Raw genomic sequence first — 10,978 nt, 5'->3', positions numbered from 1 at the left:
CATGCTGCTCTCCTTTGCCCAGTTCGAGCGGGAGGTCACCGCCGAGCGCATCCGCGACAAGATCGCCGCCTCCAAGGCCCGGGGCATGTGGATGGGTGGCACGCCGCCGCTTGGCTACGCGCCTGATGGACGATCCCTCCAGATCGTCGAGGAGCATGCCGCCATCATCCGGCACATCTACGCGCGGTATCTGGCGCTCGGCTCGGTGCGCAGCCTGTCAGAGGAGCTGGAACGCACCAATGTTGGCGCCCCGGTCCGCACCACCCTCGGTGGCAAGGCGTTTGGCGGTGTCCGCTTCTCGCGTGGCAACCTCTATTCGATCCTGCGCTGTGCGACGTACGTCGGCGAGATCCACCATCAGGGGCGGGTTCACGCCGGCCTCCATGCGCTGATCATCCCGCGCGACGTCTGGGAGGCGGTACAGGCAAAGCTCACCGACAACCGCCAGGGCGAGCAGCGTCGCGGTGGCCGGGCAGCGGCCAGCCTGCTGGCGGGCCGCGTCGTGGATGCGCGAGGGCAGCCGCTGGTCGCCACCCATGCCGCCAGGGGGAAGGCCCGCTACCGCTACTATGTCAGTCGTGACCTGCAGACCGGCTCCAGCGACACCGGGCTGCGCGTGCCCGCCACAGAGCTGGAGGCTGCCGTCACCCGGCGGATCGCCGAGCTGTTCGCCGACCCGGTCGAGCTTGCTGCTGCCGCGCAGCTTGAGCTGACGCCGGACAGCTTTGCCGCCGCCGCAGCGAGAGCCGACGCGATTGCGACGGGTGCGCCCGCTATCCCGAAGGATGCTGCCCGCAGCATTGTCACCTCGGTGCAGATCCATGACGGGCGCATCGATCTGGTCTGCTCGACCGCAGCCATCGCCGCTGCCCTCCAGCTTCCCGCCGCCACCACAGCAGAGACCATCACCATCCGCTCGGAGGTGCGGCTCACCCGCTCAGGGCGTGTCATGCGGCTGGTGCATGCCAGTGGCAGCGGCGTGACCGCGACCGCCAACGGATCGCTTGTCCGCCTCATCCTCAGGGCACGCCGCTGGTGGAGCATCCTCAAGGCGGGCGAGATCGATGTCAGCACGCTCGCTGCCCGCGAGAACGTGCAGGCGGGCTATGTCACCCGCGTGCTGCGGCTGGCGTTTCTGGCACCCGCGGTGGCCGAGGCGGTCCTTGCCGGCAACATCAGGGCTGGTGTCGATGGAGCGACATTGACCGCCACCGGCGCAGTGCCGGCGCTCTGGGCTGAGCAGGTGGCGGCGCTGCTGCCAAACGTCGGCACAGCACCTGCCTGACTATCAGCGGCGTACCCTAAACCTTCTATCCCAAACTGATGGCGTCGCCTCCGCCTATTCGTCGTCGAGAGAGGCCAGCAAGCCAAGGATAGCCGACCTGAGGCTTGCAACACGGTTTGCCATGACGGAGTTCCTCTGAAGATCAGAACGTTCGGCCAGCTCCAGAACAGCAATAGTTACTTCGTCTGAGTGGCGCATCAGAACCACAAGTCCCGCGCCGCTCGGTCCATTCCGTGCCTGAAGCCAGTTCTGCACGGTGCGCTCGTTAGCGCCCGTCAGGCGGGCGATGTGCTTTACCTGCACGGGTGTATCGCCGAAGTCGCGCCGCAGCGCATCCGCGACGACGGCAGCAAACGAGGCTTCCGTATCAGCGCGGGGATTAAACGGAAACTGGCTTCCCGAATCAGCGCGAAGTTTTCGGTCGTTCTTGGAAAAAGACATTCCACTCTCCCTCGAATAACGTGCGCACGAAATGAACAGCCGCGGCGACACGCCTGCGACATCGGCCGGGGAAGAGCGTGCAGAAGGACAACGAGCCGATTGCGCCGACTAAAGCCGCCGAATACGTGCGGATGTCGACCGACCATCAGCGCTACTCAACTGAGAATCAGTCAGAGGCGATTGCGGCCTATGCGGCTCGCAGAAATTTCTGCATCATTCGCAGTTACGCCGACGAAGGACGCAGCGGTCTGAACATCGCCGGCCGCGATGCCCTGCGCCGCCTAATCGAGGACGTGCAAAACGGCATAGCTGACTACGAGGCGGTTCTCGTGTACGATATCAGTCGGTGGGGCCGGTTCCAAGACGCCGACGAGAGCGCCTACTATGAATTCATCTGCCGCGAGCGCGGCATTAACGTTCATTACTGCGCCGAGCAGTTCGACAATGATGGTAGCCTGCCGTCGAATGTCATGAAGAGCATCAAACGCGTAATGGCAGGTGAATACAGCCGCGAACTTTCGAGCAAGGTGTTCGCCGGGCAATGCAGGCTCACCACGCTCGGCTTCAGACAGGGCGGGCATGCCGGCTATGGCCTTCGCCGACAATTAGTGGATGAGCAAAACCTGCCGAAGGCGGAGCTCAAGCGTGGCGAGCATAAAAGCCTTCAGACCGACCGGGTCATCCTGGTGCCAGGCCCGGAGAACGAGGTCGCGACGGTTGACCGCATCTACCGCCTGTTCGTCATCGAACGTCGCTCGGAGCGGGAGATCGCCGCAATGTTAAACAGCGAGGCGCGTACCACTGATCTCGGCCGATCATGGACTCGTGGAGTCATCCGGCAGATCCTCGTCAATGAGAAATACATCGGCAACAACGTCTACAATCGCGTTTCTTTCAAGCTTAAAAAGAAGAGGATCGTGAACACACCGGAAATGTGGGTGCGGGGAGACGGCGTATTTGAGGCGATTGTTGACCCAACCCTGTTTCAGGCAGCGCAGGTGATTCTTGCTGAGCGGGCACGGCGGTACAGTGACGATGAACTGCTTGATATGCTCCGGAGTCTGCTGGTTAGCCGCGGCGCCCTGTCAGGCCTGATAATTGATGAAGTCGACGACATGCCGTCGACGGCCGCGTATCGAGGCCGCTTTGGCAGCCTTTTGCGCGCTTACCGCCTCATCGGCTACGAACCGGCGCGCGATTACCGATATGTTGAGACGAACCGTCAGTTGAGGCTGATGCATCCTGACGTTGTTGCCGACACTATCACAGGTATCGAAAAAATCGGCAGCCACGTATCCGTCGACGGATGCACCGATCTTCTCACCGTAAATCAGGAGATCACAATGGCGATCGTTATCGCGCGCTGTCAACTCACCCCCGCAGGAACGCCACGGTGGAGGATCCGCCTTGATGCAGGGCTGCAACCTGACATCACGGTAGTGGTTCGGCTTGGCGCAGATAACAGCACCATTCGCGACTATTATCTGCTTCCCTGGATGGATGTCGGCCCTCGGGGTCGCATCGGGCTCGCTGAAGATAATAGCATCGACCTGGATGCTTACAGGACTGAGGATCTTTCCCCGTTGTACCACTTGCTTCGACGCCACCCAATTGACCGGAGGCTCGCCGCGTGAGCAACAAGCCTCCTGAGATCATCATGATCGATGTCGCTGCGGTCGAAGTGCTGAACCCTCGAGCGCGAAACCCCCGCATCTTCGACGAGCTGGTCGACAGCATACGCGCAGTGGGACTGAAACGGCCAATCACGGTGCGGCGGGCACCTGAGGGAGACGGCTACGAACTGATCTGCGGCCAGGGTCGGATGGAAGCATTTCTGAAACTCGGCCAAGCGGAGATACCCGCAATGGTTATCGAAGCAACACGCAACGAATGCTTTGTCATGAGCCTCGTCGAGAACCTAGCGCGCCGCAATCTTTCGCCCTTGGAGCTTATCCGAGAGGTTGGAGCTCTCCGCCAGCGTGGATACGGTCATGCAGAAATCGCGCAGAAAATTGGCTTTAGCCCCGAATACGTCTGGACAATCAACATGCTGCTCGAACGTGGCGAGGAACGGCTGCTTGATGCCGTCGAACGGGGCGTCATTCCTCACTCCATCGCCGCCGAGATTGCGCGGGCGGACGATACCGAAGTCCAGCGCGCGCTGACTGAAGCCTATGAAACCGGCACCATCCCTGGCGTGCAGGTGCTTGCCATTCGCCGGATTGTCGACGACCGCAATCTGATCGGGAAAGGGATCAGTTCAATTGGCGCCAGCGTCAGGGGAAAGTCGAAGCCCACCGCAAGTAGTCTGGTTCGCGCCTATCAAAAAGAAGTCGAGCGGCAAAAGGTAATCCTGCGAAAGGCAGCTCTTGCGCAGGGGCGTCTTTCATTCATTGTGGGTGCGATTTCGCAGCTCCTGACCGAGGATCACTTTGTTCAGCTGCTGAGGGCTGAGGGTCTCGCAAGCTTGCCACAGCCAATCGCTGAACGGATGGGAATTGTTCATGCCTGACGCTTCCCCGATCCGGATCTCGTTCGAACGGCGTGTTGTCGAGCTTCCGGTTGGCGCGCTACTTCCGCTGCGCCCGATGACAAAGCGTATCACGGGATCCAAGAAGTATGGCCGTATAGCAACGTCGATAGGGGAGGTTGGCGTGATCGAGCCTCTGGTCGTCACGCACCCCGACCGAGACGGGAAGCATATGCTCCTCGACGGACATCTTCGTCTCGACGCTCTACGCGAACGCGGTGCAGGTACAGCTCCATGCATTATCTCCGATGACGATGAAGCATTCACCTACAACAAACGGGTCAATCGCCTGGCTACGGTACAGGAGCATTACATGATTGCCCGCGCCATCGATCGGGGGGTGCCCGCGACGATGATTGCGGCAGCACTAGGCATTGATGAGAAGCTGGTAATGCGCAGGCGTAATCTTCTCGACGGCATCGCGCCAGGCGCAATCGATGTCCTGAAGGATCGACCCGTCAACGCTCAGGTTTTTGACGTTTTGAGGAAGATGAAGCAGTTCCGGCAGGTTGAAACCGCCGAGCTGATGTCCTCCATGAGCAACTTTACCGTTAGCTACGCGAGAGCGATCCTCGCAGCAACGCGGCAGGCGGACCTCGCGAAACCTGACCAGCCGAAGGTGATTGCTGGAGTGACGGCCGACCAGATGGCTCGCATGGAGCGTGAGCTGGAGAAGCTGAGCCACGATTACCGCGCGACTGAGTCGACCTTCGGCGACGACGTTCTGCAGCTGGTGCTTTCGGCGAAATACATCGGACGGCTAATGGCCAACCCTCAGGTGTCCAGCTACCTTGAAGCGCGACATCCCGACATCTCAGGCGAATTTCGGAACATCGTGGCAGCGACCTCCCTCGAAACGGTTTGAAAGAACGGGTCGTGCGGAGGCAGTGCCCGCTGCTGCATGCCCCCGAGAACCAAGGTCACTGACGAAGTGACGGCCCGAACTGAGCATCCTCCCCCGCAGAGCGATGGCCGGTTTGTTCCCCCTATGTCCTACAACCCTGTGGATGTGCCACAAGGACCTGTCGAGTCGAACAGGTTGAGAATTATGGGTGTTTTGCAGACGAGCTGGCCTGAGGGCCTGAGTGACGAGGAGGCCCTGCAGCGGCTTCAGACGCTGTGCCTGGGCGCATGCGACGGCATCCAGGATCTCGCTGATGACGCGAGGTACAAGGCGCTTCGCCGCGCACTGCTGGCCCGCGTAGACCTGCGGCCGCTGGCTCCCTCCTTTATCGCCGCGCAGCCCGGCCTCGAGGCATTTGTTCGCCATATCCGCGAAACGAAGGATCGGGCAGCTCGCCGGGACAGGGTGCGGCAGGAGTTCCTGCCGCTCTGGAACGAGATCAGGGGAGACGAGCCGGTCAGCTCGGCCGCGTGGACCGGCCGGCCTGCCCGGCATGAACAGGCCGCGATCGTTCAGGCTCTTGCCCCGATCGCACTTGAGGCCGTGCAGCGTCTGATCGACGACGAAGAACGCGCCCTCGGCAACGGCGGCCCGGTCGACACCGATCGCGCTGTCGCGCTTCAGCAGCTCAGGGCCCTTCATGACGCGCTGGGCCAGCTGATCATGTGCGTGGAGCGCGAGCAGCCGCTGACCACGGCACTGTCGCGTCTGCAGGTCATCAGACAGGAGGCCAGGGTTACGCTCGGCAGGCTGGTGACTGCACTGCCGGTCACGACGTCGGCGCTGATGGCTTTCGGCAGCGTCGTCGGCATCGCCGAGATCTTCGTCGGCAATGTCGTCATCTCCGTTGCAGCCGGAGCCATGGCCGGCAACACAGTCAAGGACGCCATGCTGAAGAAGGATGCAGCAGCGTCGTCAGCCGCCGGAAGACCATAGCGCGGCGAACTACCTGCCCGTGGCACGCTGCCCGGTTGCGTCCCACTACAGCGGCTAACAACTGCTCCCCTGCCTGCGCAGGCAGGACAGGACACGGCCCATGCGAGCCCCGCCAGCGCGGATCACGACGAAACGAAAAGAGAACGCTTGCTCCATGCGCGGACGCATGCAAGATGTCCGAAATCGACCCAGTTTTTGAAGGACGCCAGATGACCGGACGCAACAGCGGCTTCAGGAGCGCCTGGCGCCGGTCCGGTCTCTCGCTGGCGGAAACCAGCCGGGCGGTGCGTCGCACGCCCCGGCAGGTTCGCCGCTACCTGACAGAGGCAAGTGCTGCGCCGGAAGAGGCGATGGCCGAGGTCATGCAGCTGGCAAATGCGAGGGTGCCGAAGCAGGCAGGGCCTGCCGCCTTCCGGTTCATCGACCTGTTTGCAGGGATCGGCGGCCTTCGCCTCGGCTTCGAGGCAATCGGAGGCAAATGCGTCTTCACCAGCGAGTGGGATCGCTTCTCGAACGAGACATACCGGCGCAACTTCCCGGACGGTGCGGATCACATGATGGTCGGCGACATCCGCCCCTACGGCAAGGAGCCGGCGCTCATCCCGGAGCATGACGTGCTGCTGGCGGGCTTTCCCTGCCAGCCCTTCTCGCTGGCAGGCGTGTCCAAGAAGAACTCGCTCGGCCGCGCCCACGGCTTTGCCGACGAGCATCAGGGCAACCTGTTCTTCGAGATCGAGAGCATCCTGCGCCATCACCAGCCGGCCGCGTTCCTGCTCGAGAACGTCAAGCACCTGCAGCGCCACGACAAGGGTCGCACCTTCGAGGTCATCCGCCAGCGGCTGGAAGAAGAGCTCGGCTACCATATCAGCTTCCGCGTCATCAGCTCGGAGCCATGGGTCCCGCAGAAGCGAGAGCGCATCTTCATTGCCGGGTTCAGGAAGGATCAGGGGTTCAGCTTTGCGGACTTCGACCGCATGATCCCGCCGTCAACCGAATGGCCGAAGCTGGGTGCCATCCTGCAGGGCCACAATGAGGTCAACGCGAAGTACACGCTGACGCCAAAGCTCTGGGAGTATCTGCAGGCCTACCGGCTCAAGCACGAGACCGCCGGCAATGGCTTTGGCTACAGCATGTTCGGCGAGGAGGGCGTCACCCGCACCCTGTCGGCCCGCTACCACAAGGACGGCTCGGAGATCCTGATCGAGCAGTCGGGCACCCGCCCGCGCCGCCTGACGCCCACCGAATGCGCACGCCTGATGGGCTTCGAGCACGGCGAGCGCGAGTGGCACATCCCGGTGTCCGACACGCAGGCCTACCGCCAGTTCGGCAACGCCGTGGTGGTCCCGGTCGTTGAGGCCGTGGCGAAGTTCATGGAAGACGCGATCCTGCGCGCGGTGAAGCAGCAGGCACAGGAGACCGCCAGACCGGCGCGCAGGCGCGTTGGCTGACATCGTATCGCCCGAGGTCCGCAGCCGGATGATGGCCGGGATCGGGCCGGCGAACACGAAGCCCGAGATGATCCTGCGCCGCGGCCTGCATGCGCTGGGCTACCGCTACCGCCTGCATGCGCGCAAACTCCCGGGAAGGCCGGACCTCGTGTTCGCGGGGCGGCGCGCGGTGATCTTCGTGCATGGCTGCTTCTGGCACGGCCATGACTGTCACCTGTTCCGCTGGCCGGCCACCCGGCCGGAGTTCTGGCGCGCCAAGATCGGCGGCAACATCGCCCGCGACGCGCGGGTGCGCGATCAGCTGCTGGCAGACGGCTGGCGCGTGGCGGATGTCTGGGAGTGTACGATGCGTGGCCGCGAGCGCTGGCCGATCGGGGATGTGCTCGGGCGGTGCGCGGCGTTTCTCGACAGTGATGAGGCCTATAGCAGCATTGGCTGCATCTCGACCGTTGCCGTTGACGACGGCACATAGGGCAGCGCCGTCGCATCGGCGGCTGCGGTATGTGACGCAGCGTAAAGCACCGCCATCGCCTTGGGCAGATCGCGTGCGTTGATGCGCCACTGCGAGCGGACCTTGGGCTTTCCGTCGGCGTAGATCGTGTCGGCCGGATCATAGAAGACGAGCCCGCTGTCGATGGCCCGCAGCAGCCGCCAGACATCCGTGCCCTGCCCGATCAGCCAGTCGGGTCCGAACGCGTACTCGGCGCCTTCGTGACCATCCCGTTTTTCAACCGCGATGTAGAGTGCGTTGGCGTGTTTCGCGTTCCAGCAGTTCGCCAGCTTCTCGAGCGACCAGCCGGCAGCGGTCTCGCCGGTGTCGGCATGGACCAGATCGACGGAGACCGCCGTAGCATCAGCAAAGGTGCCGCTCGTACGGTCATACCCCCGGACGACCAGCTCCAGCCGGGTCCGGTCGTTGACACTGCCGCACCGGTACATGCCGGTGAACCGGCGTGAGCCGTCGGCCTTGTCCCCCTCGCGTCCCCATTTCTCCATGAACGCCCTGAACGGGTGCGTGCCCTGGAAGCCACGATCCGGTGTCGGCGTCATCAGGCTGATGCGGTGGCCGCTGTAGCTCTTGATCTCGTAGCCATGGAGATCGGGTGCCTTCTTACCGTTGGCGGCAACCCCGAGCAGCGCTTCCAGCGTATAGCCGCCGCCCTGCGCGCCGGTGAACTGCTGGATGTTGCCGCCCCGGTTGATGCGCGAGCTGTACCAGCCACCCTTCACCACTGACGACATCTGCTCGTGGATCAGCGTTGCCGGCGATGCATCCGGAGCGCCGCCGATGACCAGCGTCCGCAGTACGCCGCCGCGCCCGGCAAGCGGCAGCTCCGGGAAGTCTGCCACCAGCGGATCGTCGCGCCCGGTGAGGACGACGCCGACGACAGTGTCATCCGCCGCCGTCCCCATGACGAGGATACGCCTGCCATATTCCGCCTGTCGGTCGCGCACGAGGCTCTGCGGACCATCGCTGTCGCGCAGAAACCCCGACATGCGCACTTCGGGATACTGGAAATAGTCGATGATCCGCGTGTGCGGCGCCGGGCGGCGGTCGCCGTTGGCGCCCAGCCATGCGAAGTCGAGCTTCGCCTCGACCTTGGGCGTGCCGGCCGCCGACTTCCGCTTGTTTGTGCTCTCGCTCGCCGAGCGGGCGATGATCGTTGCCGGGAACAGGTTGGTAACGCCGTCGAGACCTGAGCCAAGATAGATCTGGTTCTTGCTGTTGTCCTGCTTCGCCGACAGGTGCTTCACATAGGCGGTACGCACCCCCTGCCCGCGGAACAGCGTCGCCAACTGGTCGAGAGTGGTGATGCGCAGCATTGCAACGTTCTAGTTAAGGGGCGGCGTGGGCGATAGTGGCAGTGCTGACCCCTGCTCCGTGCGCTTGCATGAGGGTGTGGACGGGCACGCGTGATCAGCTCCGCGTTCCCGCTTGCAGGTATGTTGTCTCGGCCCGTAGGGTTGACCCACATCCGGCCAGTCGTACGCAGTTTGCGGCCACCAAGGTTCAGACGTTCGTTCATGTCCGGTGACGACAGCTTTCGGCAACCGTAAATTGACGTTCGAACGACCGCCGCTGTGAGGAAAACGGTCATTAGGGTTATAATCGTCGCCCCTGCTAGCGGTCCAACATGCCTACTAGAGCGAAGCACCACCCCCAAGCACCCCCGACAAGGCCCTCAATCAAGATGCGCCGGATCGTCCATATGGTCGGTCCTCAGGCCAAGGTGGGAGAACCCCTTAAGACGGTCGACCGTCAAGGTTTCACGGCGGGGGCAAGCCCGTCCGCCCAGGTTGCAAACTCCGGCACTAAGGCGACCGGCACCATGAACAGCGGCGAGAGGATTGCAGCCGCACCCCAGTACCAAGCCGGATGGATGCTCCCCTGGGTCCATCGTTCGTGGACTGCGCTCCAGGCGACCGGCGCGAGCATTCCCGCCTCCATCAGCAGCAGACCGATCGGCCCAAGCTGTTCCATCGGCACGATCCGGGCCCAAGCGGGAGCGACGGCGATGATCGTGGCGCACGCCAGAAGCCGACGATGCCAGTCGCTGCGCCGCCGTACACGGATTGCCAACATCACCAAGAGGGCAAACGGGATCAAGCCGCCGATGTTTGCTACGATCGTAAAGGCGGGTTCTGACTGGCGGCCACCGGCGATCGAGTCGAAGGTTGTCCAGATCCCGGTTGTTACCAGCGCGACGGCGATAAACGCGCCGATCCAACCAAACGCTCGGTGAAGCTCGCGCTGTCGCATGCCAATCAGCCATGGCTGAATGACCGCCAAAACGCACCAGGCCAAGCCGATGGTGGCATGCAGGTAGACTTCGAGTGGCAACGCGCCGTAATTTGTGCGTCCGCGCATGGGTTCCAAACCGAACCCGGCGATCACGACGAGCAACTGCGTAAGGGCAATCCCCGCGAACAGGCGCGGTTCTCCCCTTATTGAACGGAAGCTCTTGATCACGGCCTCTCCCAAACCCTCATATCGCTGATGCTACCGCCAAAAGCGGGGGCTGGCGAGCGCCGGCTATTGGGGCGGTACCCAACTGGCATTTCGCGTTCGCAATGACCCACAGTCGGACGTCCTAGGCGCTCCGGTCGCGTCCCAACTTCGGCCGTTCATTCAGGTCGTTCTTCGGTGGCTCACAACGGCCAACGGCCATCTGAACGCGAAAGGCTGAGGTTCTTGGACGTCACCGATCGGGCGAAAGTTCGCGCTGAGGGATGATGGCGTCTACAAATGGGTACCGACACTAGCGACAATTCAGCGGTCAATAACAGCAGATCTCAGGCACTTTAAGAATCTTGGGCAACGTTGCGCAGCACACCACTGACGTGCTCCCCAGAAACTCTGCCAATTTGAGCTAGAGTCCGCCTTCGCGAGGAGACGGAAGTGAAGAAGACGAGGTTCAGCGAGGAGCAGATCA

At 62.8% G+C, this 10,978-nt stretch carries 10 protein-coding genes; 7 read left to right on the top strand and 3 right to left on the bottom strand.

Annotated features, from left to right (window positions below):
- Window positions 1–1,285 (top strand): recombinase family protein (locus ASG07_RS05165; protein ID WP_055843245.1); only part of this gene is annotated, 1,285 nt, incomplete at its 5' end.
- Window positions 1,286–1,339: 54 nt separating this feature from the next.
- Here ASG07_RS05165 and ASG07_RS05160 read toward each other — a convergent pair.
- On the bottom strand, window positions 1,340–1,726 hold the full coding sequence (locus ASG07_RS05160) for a hypothetical protein (protein WP_055843242.1): 387 nt from the start codon (window positions 1,724–1,726) through the stop codon (window positions 1,340–1,342).
- Between the two features lie 77 nt (window positions 1,727–1,803).
- Between ASG07_RS05160 and ASG07_RS05155 the strand changes: the two genes are divergently transcribed.
- The 6 genes from ASG07_RS05155 (at window position 1,804) to ASG07_RS05130 (ending at window position 8,016) form a co-directional block, all read left to right on the top strand.
- Window positions 1,804–3,360 (top strand): recombinase family protein, encoded by a 1,557-nt coding sequence (locus tag ASG07_RS05155; protein ID WP_269082623.1) that lies wholly within the window; start codon window positions 1,804–1,806, stop codon window positions 3,358–3,360.
- On the top strand, window positions 3,357–4,238 hold the full coding sequence (locus ASG07_RS05150) for a ParB/RepB/Spo0J family partition protein (RefSeq protein ID WP_055843239.1): 882 nt from the start codon (window positions 3,357–3,359) through the stop codon (window positions 4,236–4,238). The genes ASG07_RS05155 and ASG07_RS05150 overlap by 4 nt, the downstream gene beginning before the upstream one ends.
- A gap of 142 nt (window positions 4,239–4,380) precedes the next feature.
- Window positions 4,381–5,121: a plasmid partitioning protein RepB C-terminal domain-containing protein gene (locus ASG07_RS05145; RefSeq protein ID WP_236694565.1), complete on the top strand. Its 741-nt coding sequence runs from the start codon at window positions 4,381–4,383 to the stop codon at window positions 5,119–5,121.
- Window positions 5,122–5,304: 183 nt separating this feature from the next.
- Window positions 5,305–6,096, top strand: coding sequence for a hypothetical protein (locus tag ASG07_RS05140; protein ID WP_055843235.1), 792 nt, complete (start codon window positions 5,305–5,307; stop codon window positions 6,094–6,096).
- A gap of 209 nt (window positions 6,097–6,305) precedes the next feature.
- Window positions 6,306–7,544 carry a DNA (cytosine-5-)-methyltransferase gene (gene dcm / locus ASG07_RS05135; RefSeq protein ID WP_055843233.1) on the top strand — a complete coding sequence of 413 codons (1,239 nt, stop codon included), beginning with the start codon at window positions 6,306–6,308 and terminating at the stop codon, window positions 7,542–7,544.
- On the top strand, window positions 7,537–8,016 hold the full coding sequence (locus ASG07_RS05130; RefSeq protein ID WP_055843232.1) for a very short patch repair endonuclease: 480 nt from the start codon (window positions 7,537–7,539) through the stop codon (window positions 8,014–8,016). The genes dcm and ASG07_RS05130 overlap by 8 nt, the downstream gene beginning before the upstream one ends.
- Here the strand turns inward: ASG07_RS05130 and ASG07_RS05125 are convergent.
- Together ASG07_RS05125 and ASG07_RS05120 are read right to left on the bottom strand one after the other, a co-directional pair.
- A complete protein-coding gene (locus ASG07_RS05125) occupies window positions 7,965–9,368 on the bottom strand; it encodes an MvaI/BcnI family restriction endonuclease (protein ID WP_055843230.1) in 1,404 nt (467 codons plus the stop codon). The genes ASG07_RS05130 and ASG07_RS05125 overlap by 52 nt on opposite strands.
- Before the next feature lie 436 nt (window positions 9,369–9,804).
- The gene (locus tag ASG07_RS05120) at window positions 9,805–10,515 is read right to left on the bottom strand and encodes a hypothetical protein (RefSeq protein ID WP_156361750.1); all 711 of its coding nucleotides are present in this window, start codon (window positions 10,513–10,515) and stop codon (window positions 9,805–9,807) included.
- Window positions 10,516–10,978 lie beyond the last annotated feature (463 nt).

Origin of the sequence: Sphingomonas sp. Leaf343 (assembly GCF_001423765.1) — a bacterium.
Taxonomy (GTDB): Bacteria; Pseudomonadota; Alphaproteobacteria; order Sphingomonadales; family Sphingomonadaceae; genus Sphingomonas.
This window is presented reverse-complemented; position numbering and strand designations above follow the sequence as displayed.

Bases quoted from the DNA above. Each gene is read 5' to 3' on its own strand.
- dcm (WP_055843233.1), top strand. From the start codon at position 6,306: ATGACCGGACGCAACAGCGGCTTCAGGAGCGCCTGGCGCCGGTCCGGT.
- ASG07_RS05160 (WP_055843242.1), bottom strand. From the start codon at position 1,726: ATGTCTTTTTCCAAGAACGACCGAAAACTTCGCGCTGATTCGGGAAGC.
- ASG07_RS05140 (WP_055843235.1), top strand. From the start codon at position 5,305: ATGGGTGTTTTGCAGACGAGCTGGCCTGAGGGCCTGAGTGACGAGGAG.
- ASG07_RS05125 (WP_055843230.1), bottom strand. From the start codon at position 9,368: ATGCTGCGCATCACCACTCTCGACCAGTTGGCGACGCTGTTCCGCGGG.